Source organism: Isoptericola sp. b408, assembly GCF_030588085.1.
Taxonomy (GTDB): domain Bacteria; phylum Actinomycetota; class Actinomycetes; order Actinomycetales; family Cellulomonadaceae; genus Isoptericola; species Isoptericola sediminis.
This window is the reverse complement of the sequence record NZ_JAUQYQ010000002.1, coordinates 596986-618855: the sequence shown is the minus strand read 5'-3', so window position 1 is coordinate 618855 and position 21870 is coordinate 596986. Positions and strand designations below refer to the sequence as shown.

The 21870-nt window shown below is 72.0% G+C and carries 14 protein-coding genes and 1 tRNA gene; 4 read left to right on the top strand and 11 right to left on the bottom strand.

Annotated features, from left to right (window positions below):
- Positions 1-182 precede the first annotated feature (182 nt).
- Genes uvrB through coaE form a run of 3 tightly spaced genes read right to left on the bottom strand, consistent with a single transcriptional unit; the run spans position 183 to position 3651 of the window.
- Positions 183-2294, bottom strand: coding sequence for an excinuclease ABC subunit UvrB (uvrB, locus tag Q6347_RS08540; RefSeq protein ID WP_304607142.1), 2112 nt, complete (start codon positions 2292-2294; stop codon positions 183-185).
- 45 nt (positions 2295-2339) lie between these two features.
- Entirely contained in the window at positions 2340-2972 is a 633-nt protein-coding gene (locus tag Q6347_RS08535; RefSeq protein WP_304604012.1) for a pyroglutamyl-peptidase I, read from the bottom strand.
- 43 nt (positions 2973-3015) lie between these two features.
- Positions 3016-3651 carry a dephospho-CoA kinase gene (gene coaE / locus Q6347_RS08530; RefSeq protein WP_304607155.1) on the bottom strand — a complete coding sequence of 212 codons (636 nt, stop codon included), beginning with the start codon at positions 3649-3651 and terminating at the stop codon, positions 3016-3018.
- A 35-nt stretch (positions 3652-3686) separates the two neighbouring features.
- Between coaE and Q6347_RS08525 the strand changes: the two genes are divergently transcribed.
- The gene (locus Q6347_RS08525; protein WP_304604014.1) at positions 3687-5606 is read left to right on the top strand and encodes an ABC transporter ATP-binding protein; all 1920 of its coding nucleotides are present in this window, start codon (positions 3687-3689) and stop codon (positions 5604-5606) included.
- 160 nt (positions 5607-5766) lie between these two features.
- Here Q6347_RS08525 and rpsA read toward each other — a convergent pair whose 3' ends face one another.
- Complete coding sequence (gene rpsA / locus Q6347_RS08520) at positions 5767-7251, bottom strand: 30S ribosomal protein S1 (protein WP_171245683.1); 1485 nt, start codon at positions 7249-7251, stop codon at positions 5767-5769.
- A gap of 233 nt (positions 7252-7484) precedes the next feature.
- Entirely contained in the window at positions 7485-8510 is a 1026-nt protein-coding gene (locus tag Q6347_RS08515) for a 6-phosphofructokinase (protein ID WP_304607141.1), read from the bottom strand.
- Between the two features lie 87 nt (positions 8511-8597).
- Between Q6347_RS08515 and Q6347_RS08510 the strand changes: the two genes are divergently transcribed.
- Positions 8598-9386, top strand: a complete 789-nt coding sequence (locus tag Q6347_RS08510) for a class I SAM-dependent methyltransferase (protein ID WP_369810823.1) — start codon at positions 8598-8600, stop codon at positions 9384-9386.
- A gap of 28 nt (positions 9387-9414) precedes the next feature.
- On the opposite strand, the gene polA is transcribed toward Q6347_RS08510, so the two are convergent.
- Entirely contained in the window at positions 9415-12132 is a 2718-nt protein-coding gene (gene polA / locus Q6347_RS08505) for a DNA polymerase I (RefSeq protein ID WP_304607139.1), read from the bottom strand.
- On the opposite strand from polA, the gene Q6347_RS08500 reads away from it, so the two are divergent.
- Complete coding sequence (locus tag Q6347_RS08500) at positions 12131-12550, top strand: PaaI family thioesterase (RefSeq protein ID WP_304607138.1); 420 nt, start codon at positions 12131-12133, stop codon at positions 12548-12550. The two genes, polA and Q6347_RS08500, sit on opposite strands and share 2 nt — an antisense overlap.
- A 1-nt stretch (position 12551) precedes the next feature.
- Here the strand turns inward: Q6347_RS08500 and Q6347_RS08495 are convergent, their stop codons facing one another.
- Positions 12552-13250, bottom strand: a complete 699-nt coding sequence (locus Q6347_RS08495; protein WP_304607137.1) for a GNAT family N-acetyltransferase — start codon at positions 13248-13250, stop codon at positions 12552-12554.
- A gap of 106 nt (positions 13251-13356) precedes the next feature.
- Positions 13357-13986, bottom strand: a complete 630-nt coding sequence (locus Q6347_RS08490; RefSeq protein ID WP_246246285.1) for an ANTAR domain-containing response regulator — start codon at positions 13984-13986, stop codon at positions 13357-13359.
- A 178-nt stretch (positions 13987-14164) separates the two neighbouring features.
- Between Q6347_RS08490 and Q6347_RS08485 the strand changes: the two genes are divergently transcribed.
- Positions 14165-14238: transfer RNA gene (locus Q6347_RS08485), tRNA-Leu, on the top strand.
- 60 nt (positions 14239-14298) lie between these two features.
- On the opposite strand, the gene pyk is transcribed toward Q6347_RS08485, so the two are convergent.
- From pyk to gltB, 3 genes are all read right to left on the bottom strand, one after another.
- A complete protein-coding gene (gene pyk, locus Q6347_RS08480; protein WP_171248301.1) occupies positions 14299-15738 on the bottom strand; it encodes a pyruvate kinase in 1440 nt (479 codons plus the stop codon).
- Between the two features lie 77 nt (positions 15739-15815).
- On the bottom strand, positions 15816-17282 hold the full coding sequence (locus Q6347_RS08475) for a glutamate synthase subunit beta (protein ID WP_304604020.1): 1467 nt from the start codon (positions 17280-17282) through the stop codon (positions 15816-15818).
- Positions 17275-21843: a glutamate synthase large subunit gene (gltB, locus tag Q6347_RS08470; protein WP_304604021.1), complete on the bottom strand. Its 4569-nt coding sequence runs from the start codon at positions 21841-21843 to the stop codon at positions 17275-17277. The genes Q6347_RS08475 and gltB overlap by 8 nt, the downstream gene beginning before the upstream one ends.
- Between the last annotated feature and the right edge of the window lie 27 nt (positions 21844-21870).

Here is a 21870-nt window from a genome sequence, read left to right as displayed (position 1 = left end):
CCTCCGGTACGTAGGACGGGGCACCGGAGGTCTCTCTCACCCGGCGACAGCCGTCACGGGCGGGCGGGCCGAACCGGCGTCAGAGCCGGCCGTGATGACGACCTCACCGCTTGGGAGATACTCCCCTCCTCGGTGCGCCCCAGCATACGTCACGAGGTCGCGACGACCACCGGGGCCCGTCGTCAGGCGGTGGCCTCGCGCATCTGGCGGAGCTCCTTCTTCAGGCCGCCGATCTCGTCACGCAGGCGCGCGGCGACCTCGAACTGCAGCTCACCCGCCGCGGTGTGCATCTGGTCACTGAGCTCCTGGATGAGCTCGGCGAGCTCGGTCGCGGCCAAGCCGGCGAGCCGGTTGCCGGACGTCGCACCCTCCTTCGGCGCACCCGGCACGGGTGCCCCGCCCCGGTCTCCGTGGTCCGGCGCCTTGCGGTAGCCACCCGCCAGCAGCTGGGCCGTGTCGATGTCCTCACGGGCGAGCATGTCCGTGACGTCGGCGATCTTCTTGCGCAGCGGCTGCGGGTCGATGCCGTGCTCGGCGTTGAAGGCGAGCTGCTTGTCCCGCCGGCGGTTCGTCTCGTCCAGGGCGAACTGCATCGCGGGCGTGACCTTGTCCGCGTACATGTGGACCTGGCCGGTGACGTTGCGCGCCGCACGACCGATGGTCTGGATCAGGGACCGCTCGGAGCGCAGGAACCCCTCCTTGTCGGCGTCGAGGATCGCGACGAGCGACACCTCCGGCAGGTCGAGGCCCTCGCGCAGCAGGTTGATGCCGACCAGGACGTCGTACTCGCCGAGGCGCAGCTCGCGCAGCAGCTCCACGCGCCGCAGCGTGTCCACCTCGGAGTGCAGGTAGCGCACCCGCACGTCCTTGCCGAGGAGGTAGTCCGTGAGGTCCTCGGCCATCTTCTTCGTCAGGGTGGTGACCAGGACGCGCTCGTCGCGGTCCACCCGGTCGCGGATCTCGCCGAGCAGGTCGTCGATCTGGCCGGTCGTCGGCTTGACGAGGACCTCCGGGTCGACGAGCCCGGTGGGACGGATGATCTGCTCCACGACGCCGTCGGACATGGACAGCTCGTAGTCGCCCGGGGTGGCCGAGAGGTAGACCGTCTGCCCGATCCGCTCGACGAACTCCTCCCAGCGCAGCGGCCGGTTGTCCGTCGCGCTGGGCAGGCGGAAGCCGTGGTCGACCAGGGAGCGCTTGCGCGACATGTCGCCCTCGAACATGGCGCCGATCTGCGGCACCGTCACGTGCGACTCGTCGATGACGAGCAGGAAGTCCTCGGGGAAGTAGTCGAGCAGCGTGTTCGGCGGCGAACCGGCCTCGCGGCCGTCGATGTGCCGCGAGTAGTTCTCGATGCCGTTGCACGTCCCGATCGAGCGCATCATCTCGATGTCGTAGGTGGTGCGCATGCGCAGCCGCTGGGCCTCGAGCAGCTTGTTCTGCTTCTCCAGGTCGGCGAGCCGCTCGGCGAGCTCGGCCTCGATGGAGGCGACCGCTCGCTCCATGCGTTCCGGACCGGCGACGTAGTGCGTCGCGGGGAACAGGTAGATGCTCTGCTCGTCCCGGACCACCTCGCCGGAGATCGGGTGCAGCGTCTGGATCGACTCGATCTCGTCGCCGAACATCTCGATGCGTACGGCGAGCTCCTCGTACACCGGGATGATCTCCACGGTGTCGCCGCGCACCCGGAAGGTGCCGCGGGTGAAGGACATGTCGTTGCGGGTGTACTGCATCTGCACGAACTGGCGCAGCAGGTCGTCACGGTCGACGACGTCGCCGACGGCGAGACGCACCATGCGGTCGACGTACTCCTGCGGCGTGCCCAGCCCGTAGATGCACGAGACCGACGCCACGACGACGGTGTCCCGTCGCGTCAGCAGCGACGACGTCGCCGAGTGCCGCAGCCGCTCGACCTCGTCGTTGATCGAGGAGTCCTTCTCGATGTAGGTGTCGGTCTGCGCGATGTACGCCTCGGGCTGGTAGTAGTCGTAGTACGAGACGAAGTACTCGACGGCGTTGTTCGGCAGCAGCTCGCGGAACTCGGTGGCGAGCTGGGCGGCGAGCGTCTTGTTGGGCGCCATGATGAGCGTCGGACGCTGGAGCTGCTCGATCAACCAGGCGGTCGTGGCGCTCTTGCCGGTACCGGTGGCGCCGAGCAGGACGGTGTCCTTCTCCCCCGCACGGATCCGTTCGGTGAGCTCGGCGATGGCGGTGGGCTGGTCGCCGCTGGGCCGGTACTCCGAGACCACCTCGAACGGGGCCACGGTCCGCTGCAGGTCGGTCACGGGTCGCATGGCACCACGGTACGGCCCGCTGCCGACATCGACCGACCGCGCGGGTCAGTGCTCGGCGCCCGCCGCGACCCGCGGCTCGGAGAGCTGCCCCCGCACGGCGGCCGCCGCGGTGAGGACGACGGTTCGCAGCACCCGCGCCGACGCGGCCGGGTCGAGCTGCGCCGCCCGCGGGACGTGCACGAACCCGGATCGCACCTCCGGCCGGTCGGCCACCGCGTGCTGCAGGGCGTAGAACACCGCGTTGCACACGTACGTGCCCGCCGTGTGGCTGGCGACCGTCGGCACCTCGACGCGCTCCGCCGCGCGCAGCGACGCCTTGATCGGCAGCGTCGAGAAGTAGGCGGCCGGGCCGCCGGGGACCACCGCCTCGTCGATCGGCTGCGAGGCGGCGTTGTCCGGGATCCGCGCGTCCACGAGGTTGATCGCGACGCGCTCCAGACGCACGGCCGGTGTCCCGGCCGCCAGCCCCGTGGCCACCACCACGGCCGGCTCGACCTCGCGCACCAGCCGGACCAGGGCGCCGGGCCCGTCGGTGAACGTCACCGGGAGCCGCGCCGTGACCAGCTCGGCGCCGTCGCGCTCCGCGCGCCAGCCGTCGGCCAGCGCCGTCACGGCCTGCCACGACTCGTTGACGGCGTCACCGCCGAACGGCTCGAAACCCGTCACCAGCACGCGCACACGTCCACCTCCGATCCGGCAGCAGACTACCGGGTGACGGACGTCAGCCTCCCAGCTCCTCGGCCTCCAGCTCCTCGGACACCTCCTGGCGCACGCGCACCCACAGCTCGTCGACCTGCCGGCGGAGGTCGTCCGGGGACCCGGTCCCGTCCAGGAGCACGTCCGCCTGCGCCCGGCGCTCCCCGTCCCCGGCCTGCGCCGCCACGCGCTCGCGGGCCTCGGTCTCGGGCAGCCCGCGCGTCTCCACCAGGCGCGCCACCCGCTGCTCCGCCGGGGTGTCCACCACCACCAGCAGGTGGAACCGGTCCGACTGCCCCGTCTCGACCAGCAGCGGGATGTCGTGCACGACGACCGCCTGCGGGTCGGCCGCCCCGGCCGCAGCCTCGTGCTCGGCGGCCAGGCGACGGACCTCGGGGTGGATGATCCCCTCCAGCCGACGGCGCTTCTCGTCGTCGGCGAAGACCAGCCGCCCGAGGGCCGGCCGGTCCAGCGATCCGTCGGCCGCCAGGACGCCCGGGCCGAACACGTCGACGACCTCGGCCAGCCCCACGGACCCGGGCGCCACGGCGTCGCGCGCCAGCAGGTCGTGGTCGATCACGACCGCCCCCAGGTCGGCCAGCCGCTGCGCGGCCACCGACTTCCCGGCCGCGATCCCTCCTGTGAGCCCCATCCGAAACATGAGGACCATCCTGCCCGGACCGTAGGCTTCCCGCCATGAGTGCGAACGGACCCGGCCCGGGCACGGCACGACCGACCGGGGGCCCCGGCGCCGGCCCGATGCGTTCCTTCCTGCAGGACCGGTCGGTCACCGACCGTCGGCTGTCCCGGCCGACGGTGCGCCGCATCCTGGCGTTCGCCCGCCCCTATCGCCGCCACCTGGCGGGGCTCGTGGCCCTGCTGGCCCTGAGCTCCGCGGCGGGGGCCGTCACGCCGCTGCTGTTCCGCCGCATCATCGACGACGGGATCGCCGAGGGCGACCGGCAGCTCGTCGTCGTGCTCGCGGCGGCCACGGTGGGGCTCGCGCTCGCCGGCGCCGGGCTCTCGCTCGCCGAGCGGTGGGTGGCCGCCGTCGTCGGCGAGGGCCTCATCGTGGACCTGCGCACCGCCGTGTTCGACCACGTCCAGCGCATGCCGCTCGCGTTCTTCGCCCGCGCCCGCACCGGCGCGCTCGTGCAGCGTCTCAACGGCGACGTGCTCGGGGCCCAGCAGGCGTTCACCGCGACGTTGCAGTCGGTCGTCTCCAACGGGCTCACGGTGGCGTTCACGCTGGCCGCGATGCTCGTCATGTCCTGGCAGCTGACCCTGCTCGCGCTGCTCCTGGTCCCGGGGTTCGTGCTGCCGGCGCGCTGGTTCGGACGGCGCCTGGCGTCCCTGACCCGCACGACCTACGAGCTGAACGCGGACGTCGGGCAGACGATGAACGAACGCTTCAACGTCGCCGGGGCCCAGCTCGCCAAGGTGTTCGGCGAGCCCGACCGCGAGTCCGCGGCCTACGCCGACCAGGTCCGGCTGCTGCGCGACGTCGGTGTCCGCCGCGCCGTCTACGCGACGTGGTTCCGGGTCGGCCTGACGACGCTCGCCTCCGTCGCCATCGCCCTGGTGTACGGGGTCGGCGGGCTGCAGGCGATCGCCGGGGAGCTCACCGTCGGCACGCTCGTGGCGCTGACGGCCTACCTCGGCCGGCTGTACGCCCCGTTGTCGGCGCTGTCGAACGTGCAGGTCGACGTCATGACGGCGCTGGTGAGCTTCGAGCGGGTCCTGGAGGTCCTCGACCTGCGGCCGGCGCTGACCGAGGCGCCGGACGCCGTGGACCTGCGCGAGTCCGTGCGTGCGCAGGGCGCACGCATCGAGCTGGACGGCGTGACGTTCCGCTATCCCCGGGCCGACGAGGTCTCGCTGGCCTCCCTGGAGTCGGTGGCCGCGGCGCGCAAGGACCCCGAGGAGGACACCCTGCGGGACGTGTCGTTCGAGGTCCCGGCCGGCGCGATGGTCGCGCTGGTGGGTCCGTCGGGCGCGGGGAAGACGACGCTGTCCCAGCTCGTCAGCCGGCTGTACGACCCGACCTCGGGCAGCATCCGGATCGCGGGGACGGACCTGCGCCGGGCCTCGTTCGCCTCGTTGCGCCGCACCGTGGGCGTCGTGTCGCAGGAGGCGCACCTCTTCCACGACACCGTGGCCGCCAACCTGCGCTACGCCCGGCCCGACGCCTCGGACGCCGATCTCGAGCAGGCGCTGCGGGCGGCGCACCTGTGGCGCCTCGTCGAGGACATGCCCGACGGTCTGGAGACCGTGGTCGGCGACCGCGGCTACCGCCTCTCCGGCGGGGAGCGCCAGCGGCTCGCGATCGCGAGGGTCCTGCTCAAGGGGCCGGACGTCATCGTGCTCGACGAGGCCACCGCGCACCTCGACACCGAGTCGGAGGCCGCCGTCCAGGCCGCGCTCGACGTCGCGCTGGCAGGACGCACCGCGCTCGTCATCGCCCACCGGCTCTCGACGGTGCGGCACGCCGACCGGATCGTCGTGCTCGACGACGGGCGCGTGGTCGAGCAGGGCACGCACGTGGACCTGCTCGCGGCGGGCGGGCGCTACGCCGACGTCTACCGCGCGCAGTTCGCGGACCGCGAGAGCTCCTGACCGTCGCCTCAACAGTTGTGGGCATGAATTCTGCAGTGGGACGCACCTTTCCCACTGCAGAATTCATGCCCACAACACAGCGACGGCCCGTCGTCCCCCAGCGGGGACGACGGGCCGTCGATCAGGCACCCGGGGGTCGTGCGACTCCCGGGACGCCGGATCAGTTGCCGGTCAGCTTCTCGCGCAGCGCGGCGAGAGCCTCGTCGGACGCCAGCGTGCCGCCGGTGTCCTCCTCCGGGGCCGGGGCAGCCGAGGAGTAGGACGAGGAGGACGAGGACGAACCGCCGGAGACGACGTCGCCGGCCGCGGCGTCGGCGTCGGCCGAGAGGGCCGCACGCACCTGCTCGCGGTGCGCCTCCCAGCGGGAGTGCGCCTTGGCGTACTCGGCCTCCCAGGCCTCACGCTGGGTCTCGAAGCCCTCGAGCCACTCGTTCGTCTCGGGGTCGAAGCCCTCGGGGTACTTGTACTCGCCGTTCTCGTCGTACTCGGCAGCCATGCCGTAGAGCGCCGGGTCGAAGTCCTCGGACTCCGGGTCCATGCCCTCGTTGGCCTGCTTGAGCGACAGCGAGATGCGGCGACGCTCGAGGTCGATGTCGATGACCTTGACGAAGACCTCGGCACCCACCTGGACGACCTGCTCGGGCAGCTCGACGTGGCGGACCGCCAGCTCGGAGATGTGCACCAGACCCTCGATGCCGTCCTCGACACGGACGAACGCACCGAACGGCACCAGCTTGGTGACCTTGCCCGGCACGACCTGGCCGATGGCGTGGGTACGGGCGAAGGTCTGCCACGGGTCCTCCTGCGTCGCCTTCAGCGACAGGGAGACGCGCTCGCGGTCGAAGTCGACGTCGAGCACCTCGACCGTGACCTCCTGGCCGACCTCGACGACCTCGGACGGGTGGTCGATGTGCTTCCAGGACAGCTCGGAGACGTGCACCAGGCCGTCGACCCCACCGAGGTCGACGAACGCACCGAAGTTGACGATCGAGGAGACGACACCCGGGCGCACCTGACCCTTCTGCAGCGTCTGCAGGAAGGTGGAACGGACCTCGGACTGCGTCTGCTCGAGCCAGGCGCGGCGGGACAGGACCACGTTGTTGCGGTTCTTGTCCAGCTCGATGATCTTGGCCTCGATCTCGCGGCCGACGTACGGCGCGAGGTCGCGGACGCGACGCATCTCGACGAGCGAGGCCGGCAGGAAGCCCCGCAGGCCGATGTCGAGGATGAGGCCGCCCTTGACGACCTCGATGACGGTGCCGGTGACGACGCCGTCGTCCTCCTTGATCTGCTCGATCGTGCCCCAGGCGCGCTCGTACTGTGCGCGCTTCTTGGACAGGATCAGACGGCCTTCCTTGTCCTCCTTCTGGAGGACGAGGGCCTCGACGGCGTCGCCGACGGCGACAACCTCGCCCGGGTCCACGTCGTGCTTGATGGACAGCTCACGAGACGGGATCACGCCCTCCGTCTTGTAGCCGATGTCGAGGAGGACCTCGTCGCGGTCGACCTTGACGATCGTGCCTTCGACGATGTCACCATCGTTGAAGTACTTGATGGTGGAGTCGACGGCGGCAAGGAAGTCCTCTTCGGTGCCGATGTCGTTGACGGCGACCTGCGGGGCGGACTTCGTGGTGGAGATGGTCATTGAGTGGTAGCTCCGATGCGGACAGGGCGTAGTACGGACATGGTCGTGGTGCAGCTGTCCCCAGCGGCGCCGTCCCCGTCACGACGTCCGGGTCACGAGGCCCGGATCAGCGGGTCGACACACGCGCTCAGGCGCACTGCACCACCGGCAATCTTATCCGGGCCACCTGAGGGGGTCAACGCCGGGCAGACGGCGGGCACGGAGAGTCCCGTCACCCCCCCACGGCGCCCAGCTCACGCCAGGGCGCGCGCGACCTCGAGCATCTCGGCAGGGACCTGCTTGACCTTCCCGGCGATCTCCGACAGCGGGACCAGCACGACGTCGTCACCGCGCAGCGCCGTCATGACGCCGGACTCCCCCGCCGAGACCGCGTCGATCGCCGCGACACCCATCCGCGAGCCGAGGATCCGGTCCGCCGGCGTCGGGGTCCCGCCCCGCTGGACGTGACCCAGGATCGTCACCCGGGTGTCGAAGCCGGTGCGCGCGGCGATCTCGGCACCGAGCCGTTCGCTGATCGCCCCGGCCACGATCTCCCCGAAGGGACCGAGCCGGGTCTCGTAGGTCATGGACGAGCCCTCCATCGGCACGGCGCCCTCCGCCACGACGATGATCGAGAAGCTGGCGTGGGCGCGGTGCCGGTGCTGCAGGAACCGCACGACCCGGTCGATGTCGAAGGGCTCCTCCGGCGCGAGCACCAGCTCGGCGCCGCCCGCGATGCCGGCGGTCGCGGCGATCCAGCCGGCGTGCCGACCCATGACCTCGACGATCATCACCCGGTTGTGGCTCTCGGCGGTGGTGTGGATCCTGTCGACCGCCTCGGTGGCGATGCTCACCGCGGTGTCGAAGCCGATGGACCGGTCCGTGCCCCAGACGTCGTTGTCGATCGTCTTGGGCACGGCCACGATCTTGACCCCGGACTCGGCGACCTTGCTCGCCGCGTGCAGCGTGCCGTCGCCGCCGATGCAGATCAACGCCTCGATCCGCTCCTCCTCCAGCGTCGCGCGGACGGCGTCCAGCCCCCCGTCGTCGGAGTGCGGGTGGTAGCGCGCGGTGCCCAGCAGCGTGCCGCCGGTGGGCAGCACGTTGCGGATGTGGGAGCGGGTCAGAGGCATCACGTCGCCGTCGGCGAGGCCGCGCCACCCGTGGCGGAAGCCCACGATGCTGTGACCGTGCTCGCCCTCGCCCCGCTTGACCACGGCCCTGATCACGGCGTTGAGGCCGGGGACGTCCCCGCCTCCGGTCAGCAGTCCTACGCGCACGGTCTTCTCCTCGGTGTCGTGGGGGCGGGCACCTCGAGATTATCCGGACCGTGTGTCGTCGAGGTGTCGGGTGACAGGATGTGGGACGTGAGCGACCCATGGTTCGGATACCGGCCCACCGACGACGACGGCACGGCCGCCCGCCGGTGGTGGGACGCCCACGCCGAGGAGTACCTGGGCGACCACGGCGACTTCCTCGGGGACGCCGGGTTCCGCTGGGGTCCCGAGGGCCTGACGGAGGGCGAGGCCACGCTGCTCGGGCCTCCCGCGGGGTCCCGTGTGCTCGAGGTCGGCGCCGGGGCGGCGCACTGCTCGCGATGGCTCGCCGCCCGCGGCGCGGACGTGGTCGCCACCGACGTCGCCCCGGCGATGCTGGAGGCGGCGGCCCGGATCTCGCGGCGCAGCGGCACCCCGGTACCGCTGGTCGAGGCCGACGCGCGGGATCTGCCCTTCGCCGACGGGACGTTCGACGTCGTGTTCACGTCGTTCGGGGCGATCCCGTTCGTCCCGGACGCCCACCGCGTGCACGCCGAGGCGGCACGGGTTCTGCGCGCCGGCGGCCGGTGGGTCTTCTCCGTCACGCACCCGGTGCGCTGGGCCTTCCCGGACGACCCCACGCTCGCGGGCCTGACGGCGCACCGCTCCTACTTCGACCGCCGACCGTACGTCGAGACCGACGGCGGCCACGTCGTCTACGTCGAGTACCACCGCACCCTCGGGGACCACGTCCGCGACGTCGCGGCGGCCGGGCTGCGCCTGCGGGACGTCGTGGAGCCGGAGTGGCCGGCGTGGAACACGGCGTCCTGGGGCGGGTGGGGCCCCGAGCGCGGTCACTACCTGCCCGGCACCGCCGTGTTCGTCACGACGAAGGACTGAGCCGACCCGTCCCGGGCGGCGCGCCGGGTCAGTGGGCCGCGTCGTGCCACGTCTGGCCGGAGCCGACCGAGACGTCGAGCGGGACGTCGAGCTCGACGGCACCGCACATCTGGCGGCGCAGCACGTCCTCGACGACCTCCCGCTCCCCCGCGGCGACCTCGACGACGAGCTCGTCGTGGACCTGCAGCAGCAGCCGGGACCGCAGCTCCTTCTCGTCGAGCTCGCGCTGGACCCCGAGCATCGCGAGCTTGATGATGTCGGCGGCGCTGCCCTGGATCGGGGCGTTGAGCGCCATCCGCTCGGCCATCTGCCGCCGCTGGCGGTTGTCGCTGGTCAGGTCCGGCAGGTAGCGGCGGCGCCCGAGGATCGTGGCGGTGTAGCCGGTGGCCCGGGCCTCGTCGACGACCCCGGTGAGGTAGTCGCGCACCCCGCCGAAGCGGGTGAAGTAGTCGTCCATCAGCGCCTGCGCCTCGGCGGTGGGGACGGTCAGCTGCTGGGACAGGCCGAACGCGCTGAGCCCGTACGCGAGCCCGTAGCTCATCGCCTTGACCTTGGCGCGCATCTCGGGCGACACGTCCTCCGGCGCGACGTCGAAGACCCGCGAGCCGACGTACCGGTGCAGGTCCTCACCGGTGCGGAACGCCTCGATGAGCCCCTCGTCGCCGGACAGGTGCGCCATGATCCGCATCTCGATCTGGCTGTAGTCGGCGGTGACGAGCTCGGCGTACCCCTCGCCGACGGTGAACGCGCGCCGGATGCGCCGTCCGGCCTCGGTGCGGATCGGGATGTTCTGCAGGTTCGGGTCGGTCGAGCTGAGGCGCCCGGTCGCGGCGATGGTCTGCTGGAACGTGGTCCGGATACGCCCGTCGGGGTGCACCGCCTTGAGCAGGCCCTCGACCGTCGTGCGCAGCCTCGCCGCGTCACGGTGCGCGAGCAGGTGCGCGAGGAAGGGGTGCTCGGTCTTGGCGAAGAGGTCCTGCAGGGACGCCGCGTCCGTGGTGTACCCGGTCTTGATCTTCTTCGTCTTCGGCATGCCGAGCTGGTCGAAGAGCACCTCCTGGAGCTGCTTCGGGCTGCCGAGGTTCACCTCCCGGCCGATGACGTCGTACGCCTCGGCGGCCGAGGCCTCCACCCGGTCGGCGAAGAGCTGCTCGAGCTCGGTGAGGAAGGTCGTGTCCGCCGCGATCCCCGTCGCCTCCATCCGCGCGAGCACCGCGGACAGCGGCAGCTCGACGTCGTCGAGGAGGCCCCGCGCCCCGCGGTCGACGAGCCGCTCCCCCAGCGCTGCCGCGAGGTCCACGACGGCGACGGCGCGCGCGGCGGCGTCGGCCCCGGGCGGCCCCGCCTCCAGGTCCAGGTCCAGCGCCCCCTGGGCACCGCCCTCGTCGACGGCGAGCTCGCGACCCAGGTGCCGGACGACGAGGTCGCCCAGGTCGTAGCCGCGCTGGTCGGGGTAGCACAGGTACGCCGCGAGCTCGGTGTCCACCTGGACACCGACGAGGTCCGCGCCCCGCGAGGAGAGCATGTGCCAGGCCGCCTTGGCCCCGTGCACGGCCTTCGGGGCCCCGGGGTCGGCCAGCCACGCGAGCAGCGCCTGCTCGTCGGCCGCGTCGATCTCCGCCAGGTCGAGCACGACGGCCTCGGCGTGCCCGTCGGTGCCGGCGGTGCCGAGCGCGACCTGCCAGGCGTCGCCGGCGCCGGGGCGCCGGACGCCGGTGACGTCGATCCCGAGGAGCTGCTCCGAGCGCCCCGCCAACCAGTCCGCCAGCGCACCGACGTGCCGGTCGACCTGGATCCCCGCTGCCGGTGACGCGCTCGCGTCCTCCCCGGCGGGGTCGACGGCCAGGAGACGGTCGCGCAGCGCGCCGAACTCGAGGGTGTCGGACACACGGTGCACCGCCTCGCGGTCGAAACCTGCCACCGCCAGGTCGTCGATGCCGAGCGGGAGGTCGACGTCGGTGAGCAGCGCGTTGAGCTCGCGGTTCAGCCGGACCTGGTCGACGTGCTCCCGCAGGGCGTCGCCCCGCTTGCCGCCGACCTCGTCGCGCCGCTCGAGCAGGGAGTCCAGGTCGCCGAACTCGGTGATCCACTTCGCCGCGACGCCGGGCCCGACGCCCGGGATGCCGGGGAGGTTGTCGCTGGTCTCCCCGACGAGCGCCGCCAGGTCGGGGTAGCGCTGCGGCGGCACCTTGTACTTGGCCTCGACCGCCTCCGGCGTCATCCGCGCCAGCTCCGAGACCCCCTTCTTCGGGTAGAGCACGGTGACGTCCTCGGTGACGAGCTGCAGCGTGTCGCGGTCCCCGGAGCAGACGAGCACCTCCATCCCCTGCTCCGTGCCGCGGCGCGCCAGGGTCGCCAGGATGTCGTCGGCCTCGATGCCCTCGCGCTGCAGCGCCGGGATGCGCAGCGACTCCAGCACCTCCCGGATCAGCGGCACCTGACCGCGGAAGACCTCGGGAGTGGCCTCGCGCTGCGCCTTGTACTCGGTGAACCGCTCGGTGCGGAACGTCACGCGGCCCGCGTCGAAGGCGACGGCCACGTGCGTCGGTTCCTCGTCGCGCAGCAGGTTCGTGAGCATCGAGGTGAAGCCGTAGACGGCGTTCGTGACCTGTCCGCTCGTCGTGGCCAGGGTGTCCGGCAGGGCGTAGAAGGCCCGGTAGGCCATCGAGTGCCCGTCGACGAGGAGCAGACGGGGGCGGCCGGCGGTTCGCGCTGAGGTCGTCACGGGTGCCAATCTATCTGCCATGTCTGACAGAGATTCCTTCCCGCAGGACGTGGCCGGCTGGCGCGAGGCCGCACGGGGGACGTTGATCGAGCGCACCGGCATCGAGCTGCTGGAGGTGGGCGCCGAGGGCGCGTCGGCCAGCATGCCCGTGGCGGGCAACACCCAGCCGGCAGGGCTCCTGCACGGCGGCGCGACGGCCGCGCTGGCCGAGACCCTCGGCTCCGTCGCCGCGCAGATCCACGCCGGCACCGGGCGGGCGGCGGTCGGCACGGAGCTGAACATCACCCACCACCGTGGGGCCCGCGAGGGGACGGTGCACGGGGTCGCGACCGCCGTCCACCTCGGGCGCTCGACGGCGTCCTACGAGATCGAGATCACCGACGACGCCGGTCGCCGGATCGCCAGCGCGCGCCTCACGTGCCTGGTGCTGGACGCCTGAGTCAGGAGACGTGCGAGGTGGGGCCGACGGCACCGCCGGGGCCGCTCGGCGCGGTCGAGCGATGCTCCTGGACGGCGCTGAGGTCCAGAGGCCCGGTCGGCAGGCCGGCCTCGCGCGCACGGCGCCGCCGGGCGACGAGGTCCTCGATGGCGGCACGGGTCGCATCGCGCCGGGTGCGCGCCCCGTCACGGCGCAGGGCCGGGGTCGGTCCGGCGGCCGGCTCCTGCCCGAGCCACCGGGCCAGCGCCGCCACGGAGACGACCCGGTGCCCGGCCGCGGGGGCGAAGCCGACCCGCGCCAGGAAGCGCTGCACCTCCCGGGCGCCCGGGGCCGGTGCGCAGTAGACGTACTCCGCGCCGTCGTCGGTCGCCCGGCGCAGGGCCGCGGAGAGCAGCGCGCGCCCCACGCCCTGCCGGCGGGCCCCCGGGTCGACGAGGATCGCGTCGATGTACAGGCTGGGGGCCGTCGCGTAGAGCTGGGGGGCGAGCGGGCGGGCCAGCAGGAACCCGACGACGCCGCGCTCGCTGTGCGCGACCAGCACCTCTCCGCCGGCGCTGACGAACACGCTCAGGTGCTCGCGCGCGCGTCGGGGGTCGGCACCGGCGCCGTTCGGCGTCTCCGGCCCGTGCGTGGCGGCCATCTCCGCCACGACCCACAGGTCGTCCTCGTCGGCGGACCGGACCTCGATCGCTCGACGCATCGGAACTCCCTCCCGACTCGAGGCGACCTCCACGCCCGGGAGGTCACGGAAACGTCACAACTCCCCAGTGACGATAGTCGTCACCGGGGAGTTGCACAAACGACGCTCAGGAGGCGCCGACCTGGTCGATCACCGCGTCGGCGACCTCACGCATGGTCAGGCGACGGTCCATCGACGTCTTCTGGATCCAGCGGAACGACTCCGGCTCGCTCAGGCCCATCTTGGTCATCAGCAGGCCCTTCGCCCGGTCCACCCGCTTGCGGGTCTCGAAGCGGTCCTGGAGGTCGGCGACCTCGGCCTCCAGCGCCCCGATCTGCTGGTAGCGGGAGATCGCGATCTCGACCGCGGGCAGCAGGTCGGCCGGGGTGAACGGCTTGACGACGTAGGCCATCGCGCCGGCGTCACGCGCGCGCTCGACGAGCTCGGTCTGGGAGAAGGCGGTGAGCAGCACGACAGGTGCGGCGTGGGCCTTGCCGATGCGCTCCGCGGCGGAGATGCCGTCCAGCTCGGGCATCTTGACGTCCATCACCACGACGTCGGGCTTGAGCTCGGTCGCCAGGTTGACGGCCGTCTCGCCGTCGCCGGCCTCCCCGACCACGTCGAAGCCGGCCTCCCGGAGCGTCTCGACGACGTCCATGCGGATGAGGGCCTCGTCCTCGGCCACGACGGCACGGCGCGCGGGCTTGCCCGTGGCGGGCGCCTGCTCCGGCGACGCGGCGGACTCCTGGTCGATCATCGGGGGCAGGTCGAGCGGCAGCTTCTCGTCGGTCACAGGGAACATCGTAATCCCCCGGGCCGCTGGTCGTGCACCCCGTGGGACGGACGCCACGTGTGACCGTGCGCACGGGCCCGGTCACCGCCGGGCGGATTGGGCCGGTGCGTGCCGGTGTGGTTCGATGGTGCGCAGCCTCCACGCCCCGGTAGCCCAACCGGCAGAGGCGTTCGGCTCAAACCCGATCCAGTGTGGGTTCGAATCCCACCCGGGGCACACGAAAGGGCCCGGACCGCAGCTGCGGTCCGGGCCCCTCGTCGTCTCAGCCGGAGCGCGTCACTCGGCGATCGCGTGGGCGTCGGTCTGGCTGCCGACCTTGTGCACGAGGATCGAGTTCGTCGTGCCCGGGACGCCCACCGGCGCTCCCGAGACGATGACGACGCGGTCGCCGACCTCGGCCAGGCCGTTGGCCTGGAGCGTCTGGTCGACCTGGCTGACCATCGCGTCGACCGAGCCGACCTTCGGCACCTGGTAGCTGACGGTGCCCCAGGTCAGGGCCAGGACGTTGCGGACCGACTCCTCCGGGGTGAAGGCCAGCAGCGGGATGCCCGACCGCAGGCGCGACATGCGCTTGGCCGAGTCGCCGGACTGGGTGAAGGTGACCAGGTACTTGGCCTCCAGCGAGGCACCGATCTCCGCCGCTGCGCGCGTGATGATGCCGCCGCGGGTGTGCGGCGTGGAACCGAGCGGTGCGATGCGCTCGCGCCCCGCACCCTCCGTGGCCTCGATGATCGAGGCCATCGTCTTGACCGTGAGGATCGGGTAGTCGCCCACCGACGTCTCGCCGGAGAGCATGACCGCGTCGGCGCCGTCCAGCACCGCGTTCGCGCAGTCCGAGGCCTCGGCACGGGTCGGACGGGGGCTGGTGGTCATCGACTCCAGCACCTGCGTGGCGACGATGACGGGCTTGGCGTTGCGCCGCGCCATCTCGACGATCCGCTTCTGCACGAGCGGCACCTGCTCGAGGGGCATCTCGACGGCGAGGTCACCACGGGCGACCATGAATCCGTCGAACGCGGCGACGACCTCGTCGAGGTTGTCGACGGCCTGCGGCTTCTCGATCTTGGCGATGACCGGGACGACCCGGCCCTCCTCGTCCATGATCTTGCGGACGTCGTCGTAGTCGGCGGCGTTGCGCACGAAGGACAGCGCGATGAGGTCGGCGCCCATGCGCAGCGCCCAGCGCAGGTCGTCGGTGTCCTTCTCGCTCAGCGCGGGCACGGACACCGCCACGCCGGGCAGGTTGAGGCCCTTGTTGTTGGAGACCGGACCGGGCACCTCGACCGTGGTGACGACACGCGGACCCTCGACCGCGGTGACCCGCACGCGGACCTTGCCGTCGTCGATGAGGATCGGGTCGCCGACGCGGGCGTCCTGCGGCAGACCCTGGTGCGTGGTGGAGACGAGCTCACGGGTCCCCACGACGTCCTCGGTCGTGATCGTGAGGGTGTCGCCCTCGTTGAGGAAGTGCTTCTCGTCACCGTCGAACCGCCCGAGGCGGATCTTCGGGCCCTGCAGGTCGACGAGGACGGCGACGTTGCGTCCCGCCTCCTTCGCCGCCGTGCGCACCCCGTGGTACACGTTCTCGTGCTCCGACTGCTCACCGTGGCTCCGGTTGATCCGGGCCACGTCCATACCCGCGTCGACCAGCTCCCGGAGCTTCTCCGGGGACGCCGTCGCGGGTCCGATGGTGCACACGATCTTCGCTCTGCGCATGTCTCCAGCCTCGTCGTCGTACCGCCCCGCGCCTGCCGGGGCGTGCCCGGGCGCCACGGCGGCGCCCGGATCCGTTGTCATCCTCTCAGGGCGACGGTGCGGGGGCCCACCGGGGCCGGCAGCTCCGTGGTTCCCTGCAGGTACGCGTCGGCAGCCGCGGCCGCCGCCCGCCCCTCGGCGATCGCCCACACGATGAGCGACTGCCCTCGGCCGGCGTCGCCGGCCACGAACACGCCCGGCAGCGAGGACGCGTAGTCGTCCCGGCGCTGCACGAGACCGCGCGACGTCGTCTCCGCACCCGTCTGGTCGACCAGGTCGTCGACCTCCGGACCGGTGAAGCCCATCGCGATGAGCACCAGGTCGGCCGGGATCTCGTGCTCGGTACCCGGCTTCGGCACCCGTCGCCCGTCCTCGAGGTATTCCGTCTCGGCGACCTTGAGCGCCCGCACCGCCTTCTGGTCGTCCCCGAGGAACTCGACGGTGGACGCCAGGAACTGCCGCTCGCCGCCCTCCTCGTGCGAGCTCGAGACCTCGAACAGGATCGGGTCCGTGGGCCACGGCTGGTGCGGGGGCCGCTCGGTCGGCGGCTGCTTGCCGATCGCGAGGGTCGTCACGCTCGCGGCGCCCTGGCGCAGCGACGTCCCGACGCAGTCGGAACCGGTGTCACCGCCGCCGATGACCACGACGTGCTTGCCCTCGGCCGTCGGCGCACCCTTCACCGGGTGGCCGGCCACCGCCTTGTTCGACGGGGTGAGGAAGTCCATGGCGTACTCGACCCCGTCGAGCTCCCGGCCGGGGATCGCCAGGTCGCGCGGGACGGTGGCCCCCGTGGCGATGACCACGGAGTCGAACCGACGGCGCAGCGCGTCCCAGGTGAGGTCCCGGCCGATCTCGACGCCGGCGCGGAACCGGGTTCCCTCGGCCTCCATCTGCTCCATGCGCCGCTCGATGTGGTACTTCTCGAGCTTGAAGTCCGGGATGCCGTAGCGCAGCAGTCCGCCGATGGCGTCGTCGCGCTCGTACACCACGACGGTGTGCCCGGCCCGGGTCAGCTGCTGGGCCGCGGCCAGACCGGCCGGGCCCGAGCCGACGACGGCGACGGTCTTGCCAGTCAGCCGCTGCGGCACCTGCGGCACCACGAGCCCGCGCTCGAAGGCCTCGTCGATGATCGAGACCTCGATGTTCTTGATGGTCACCGCCGGCTGGTTGATGCCCAGCACACAGCTCGTCTCGCACGGCGCCGGGCACACACGACCGGTGAACTCCGGGAAGTTGTTCGTCGCGTGCAACCGCTCGATCGCGTCCGCCCACTGGTCGGTGCGCACGAGGTCGTTCCACTCCGGGATGAGGTTGCCCAGCGGGCACCCCTGGTGGCAGAACGGGATGCCGCAGTCCATGCAGCGTCCGGCCTGCTCCTTGAGGAACGGCTGGCCGTCCTCGCGGACCGCGTGCGTGTCCTTCCAGTCCCGCAGGCGGACCTCGACGGGCCTGCTCGGCGGGAGCTCTCGCTCCCGCACCTTGAGGAATCCACGGGGATCAGCCACGAGCCACCTCCATGATGCGCTCCCACAGCGTCGGGTCGAAGTCGTCGCCCTCGCCGAGCGGCGTCCCCGCCGACTCGGCCTCGGCCAGCGCGACGCGCACGTTGGCCCATCCGGGCGGGAGGACGCGCGAGAACCGGGCCCGCGTGCCCTCGTCGGCCAGGAGCTCGGCCGCGACCGGCGAGCCGGTCTCGTCGAGGTGCCGCTGCAGCAGCACCGAGACCCGCTCCCAGTCCTCGTCCGAGAGCGCGCCGACGACGAGCTCTCCGGAGGCGACGGCGGCGGCGTTCATCGCCCCGTCGCGCAGGTCGAGCACGTACGCCATGCCACCGGACATGCCGGCACCGAAGTTGCGGCCGGTGGGGCCCAGCACGAGCACCTCACCGCCCGTCATGTACTCGCACCCGTGGTCGCCCACGCCCTCGACGACGAGCGACGCCCCCGAGTTGCGCACGCCGAAGCGCTCGCCCACCCGACCGCGCAGGTAGATCTCGCCCGAGGTGGCGCCGTAGCCGATGACGTTGCCGGCGATGACGTTCGCCGCACCCTCGAGCACGGCGGCCTTGTCCGGGCGGACGACCAGCAGACCGCCGGAGAGGCCCTTGCCGACGTAGTCGTTCGCGTCGCCGTACAGGCGCAGGGTCACACCGCGCGGCACGAACGCGCCGAACGACTGCCCGGCGGACCCGGTGAGGGTGACGTCGATCGTGCCGTCGGGCAGTCCGTCGCCGTGGTAGCGCTTGGTCACCTCGTGACCGAGCATCGTGCCGACCGTGCGGTTCACGTTCCGCACCGGCAGCTCGATCCGCACCGGCCGGCCGTCCTCCAGCGCGGGCTGCGCCTGGGCGATCAGCTGCTGGTCCAGCGCCTTGTCCAGACCGTGGTCCTGGTCGTGGGTGCGGTGCAGGGAGGAACCCTCCACGGGCTCGACACGCTCCAGCACCGGTCCCAGGTCCAGGCCCTGCGCCTTCCAGTGGTCGATCACGCGGCGCGTGTCCAGGCGCTGGACCTGGCCCACGGCCTCCTCGACGGACCGGAATCCGAGGGCGGCCAGGTGCTCACGCACCTCCTGGGCGATGTACTCGAAGAAGTTCACGACGAACTCCGCCTTGCCGGTGAACCGGCGGCGCAGCTCGGGGTTCTGCGTCGCGACGCCGACCGGGCAGGTGTCCAGGTGGCAGACGCGCATCATGATGCAGCCCGACACGACCATCGGGGCCGTCGCGAAGCCGAACTCCTCGGCGCCCAGCAGCGCCGCCACGACGACGTCGCGGCCGGTCTTCATCTGGCCGTCCACCTGCACCGTGATGCGGTCGCGCAGGTTGTTCAGCACGAGCGTCTGCTGGGTCTCGGCCAGGCCGATCTCCCACGGCGTCCCCGCGTGCTTGAGCGAGGTCAGCGGGCTCGCGCCCGTACCGCCGTCGTGCCCGGAGATCAGCACGACGTCCGCGTGCGCCTTGGACACGCCCGTGGCCACGGTGCCGACGCCGAACTCGGAGACGAGCTTGACGTGCACCCGCGCGCTCGGGTTGGCGTTCTTGGCGTCGTGGATCAGCTGCGCCAGGTCCTCGATGGAGTAGATGTCGTGGTGCGGCGGCGGCGAGATCAGTCCGACGCCGGGCGTCGAGTGCCGGGTCTTGGCCACCCACGGGTACACCTTGGGCCCCGGGAGCTGCCCACCCTCGCCGGGCTTGGCGCCCTGGGCCAGCTTGAGCTGGATGTCGTCAGCCTGCGTGAGGTACTCGCTGGTGACGCCGAACCGGCCCGAGGCGATCTGCTTGACGCGGGAGCGGCGCTCCGGGTCGTACAGCCGCTCGGTGTCCTCGCCGCCCTCGCCCGAGTTCGACCGCCCGCCGAGCTGGTTCATCGCGATCGCCAGGGTCTCGTGCATCTCCTGGCTGATGGCGCCGTAGGACATCGCACCGGTGTTGAACCGCTTGACGATCTCGCTGACCGGCTCGACCTCGTCGATCGGCACGGGCTCGCGGTCACCGGTGAACTCCAGCAGACCGCGCAGCGTCATGAGCCGCTCGGACTGCTCGTCCACCCGTTGGGTGTACTGGCGGAAGATGTCCATCCGGCCCGTCCGGGTCGCGTGCTGCAACCGGAACACCGTCTCCGGGTCGAAGAGGTGCTCCTCGCCGTCGCGGCGCCACTGGTACTCGCCGCCGGTGGTCAGTCGCTGGTGCGGCGTGTGGTTCCCCGAGGCGGGGTAGGCCTCGGCGTGGCGCGCCGCGGTCTCGGCCGCGATCACGTCGAGCCCGATGCCGGCCAGGCGGCTGGTCGTGCCGGTGAAGTAGTCCTCGACGAGCTCGTGGGACAGGCCCACGGCCTCGAAGACCTGCGCCCCGCGGTAGGACATGATCGTCGAGATGCCCATCTTGGACATCACCTTGAGCACACCCTTGCCGAGCGCCGTGATGAGGTTGCGCACGGCGGCCTCGGGCGTCACCTGCAGGTAGCCGCGCCGGGCGAGGTCCTCCACGGTCTCCATGGCCAGGTACGGGTTGATCGCGGCGGCGCCGTAGCCGATGAGCAGCGCCACGTGGTGGACCTCGCGCACGTCGCCGGCCTCGACGACCAGCGAGATCTGGGTGCGGGTGTGCCGGCGCAGCAGGTGGTGGTGCACCGCGGAGGTGAGCAGCAGCGACGGGATCGGGGCCCGCTCGGCGTCGGAGTCGCGGTCGGACAGGACGATGTGCGTCGCCCCCGCCTCGATCTCGGCGTCGACCTGGGCGAAGATCTCCTCGAGACGGGCCTGCAGCGCGCGGCCACCGCCCGAGACGTCGTAGAGCCCCCGCACGATGACGGCCCGGAACTCGCCCTCGAGCCGCGGGTCGCGCTCGATGCGCACGATCTTGGCCAGCTCGTCGTTGTCGAGCACGGGGAACGGCAGCACGAGCTTGCGGGCGTGCAGCGGCGAGTCGTCGAGCAGGTTCGGCTCCGGGCCGATGGCGCTGCCGATGGAGGTCACCAGCTGCTCGCGGATCGAGTCCAACGGCGGGTTGGTGACCTGCGCGAACATCTGCGTGAAGTAGTCGAACAGCAGGCGCGGCCGGTTCGACAGCACCGCCACCGGGGTGTCCGAGCCCATGGCGCCCAGCGGCTCCGCCGACGTGTTGGCCATCGGGGTCAGGATGACCTTGAGCTCCTCGGACGTGTAGCCGAACGCGCGCTGGCGCCGCTGCACGGACGCCGGCGAGTGCGCGACGTGCTCGCGCTCCGGCAGGGAGTCCAGGGAGATCGAGTTCTGCTCGATCCACTCGCCGTAGGGGCGCTGCGAGGCGAGCTGGGACTTGATCTCGTCGTCCTCGACGATCCGCCCCTGCGCGGTGTCCACGAGGAACATCCGGCCCGGCTCCAGCCGGCCCTTGCGGACCACGGTGGCCGGGTCGAGGTCGAGCACGCCCGCCTCGGAGCTCAGCACGATGAGGCCGTCCTCGGTGACCCAGAAACGGCCCGGGCGCAGGCCGTTGCGGTCCAGCACGGCGCCGATGAGCGTGCCGTCGGTGAAGGTCAGGCAGGCCGGACCGTCCCACGGCTCGATGAGGTTGGCGTGGTACTGGTAGAACGCCCGCCGGGCGGGGTCCATCTCGTCGTGGTTCTCCCACGCCTCGGGGATCATCATCAGCACCGAGTGCGGCAGCGACCGGCCCGACAGGTGCAGCAGCTCCAGCACCTCGTCGAAGCTCGCCGAGTCGCTGGACCCCGGGCTGCACACCGGCAGCAGCGGGTCCAGGTCCCCCAGCGCCTCGCTGCCCAGCTGGCCCTCGCGGGCCGCCATCCAGTTGCGGTTGCCGCGCACGGTGTTGATCTCGCCGTTGTGGGCCACGAGGCGGAAGGGCTGCGCCAGCGGCCACGACGGGAACGTGTTGGTCGAGAACCGGGAGTGGACCAGCGCGATCTCGGAGGCGTAGCGCGGGTCGGACAGGTCCGGGAAGAAGGGCTCGAGCTGCGCCGTGGTCAGCATGCCCTTGTAGGTGATGGTGCGGGCCGACAGCGAGGCGAGGAAGAGCTCGAGCTCGTTCTCGGCACGCTTGCGCAGCCGGTAGGCGCGACGGTCGAGCTCGAGGTCCGCCAGCTCGCGCTGCGGGTCGGCGACGACCACCTGACGGAACGTCGGCATCGAGGCGCGGGCGGTCGGCCCGACGAGGTCGGCCGTGACGGGGACGTCACGCCAGGCGAGCACGTCGAGCTTCTCCTCGGCGGCGATCGCCTCGAAGCGGTGGGCCATCGCGTCCGCCGCCTCGGCGTCGCGGGGCAGGAAGGCCATCCCGATCGCGTACCGGCCCGCCGGGGGCAGCTCGGCGTCCACGACGTCGCGCAGGAACGCGTCCGGGATCTGGGTCAGGATGCCGGCGCCGTCACCGCTGTTCTCCTCGGCACCGACCGCTCCGCGGTGGTCGAGGTTGAGCAGGGCGGTGAGACCGGCGTCGACGATGTCGCGGCCGGGGGTTCCTCGCAGGGTCGCGACGAACGCGACACCACAGGCGTCGTGCTCGGTCGCCGGGTCGTAGAGGCCCTGCGCCTCGGGGGGCGCGACCCAGTGCTGCGGCGTGGTCATCAACACCGTCCTCCTGTGCGCCCGCAC

Excerpts from the sequence above, each read along its gene's own strand:
- rpsA (WP_171245683.1), bottom strand. The coding sequence starts at position 7,251 with ATGACCATCTCCACCACGAAGTCCGCCCCGCAGGTCGCCGTCAACGAC.
- Q6347_RS08525 (WP_304604014.1), top strand. The coding sequence starts at position 3,687 with ATGAGTGCGAACGGACCCGGCCCGGGCACGGCACGACCGACCGGGGGC.
- pyk (WP_171248301.1), bottom strand. The coding sequence starts at position 15,738 with ATGCGCAGAGCGAAGATCGTGTGCACCATCGGACCCGCGACGGCGTCC.
- Q6347_RS08500 (WP_304607138.1), top strand. The coding sequence starts at position 12,131 with ATGTCTGACAGAGATTCCTTCCCGCAGGACGTGGCCGGCTGGCGCGAG.
- gltB (WP_304604021.1), bottom strand. The coding sequence starts at position 21,843 with ATGACCACGCCGCAGCACTGGGTCGCGCCCCCCGAGGCGCAGGGCCTC.
- coaE (WP_304607155.1), bottom strand. The coding sequence starts at position 3,651 with ATGTTTCGGATGGGGCTCACAGGAGGGATCGCGGCCGGGAAGTCGGTG.
- Q6347_RS08490 (WP_246246285.1), bottom strand. The coding sequence starts at position 13,986 with ATGATCGACCAGGAGTCCGCCGCGTCGCCGGAGCAGGCGCCCGCCACG.
- Q6347_RS08495 (WP_304607137.1), bottom strand. The coding sequence starts at position 13,250 with ATGCGTCGAGCGATCGAGGTCCGGTCCGCCGACGAGGACGACCTGTGG.
- uvrB (WP_304607142.1), bottom strand. The coding sequence starts at position 2,294 with ATGCGACCCGTGACCGACCTGCAGCGGACCGTGGCCCCGTTCGAGGTG.
- polA (WP_304607139.1), bottom strand. The coding sequence starts at position 12,132 with ATGGCAGATAGATTGGCACCCGTGACGACCTCAGCGCGAACCGCCGGC.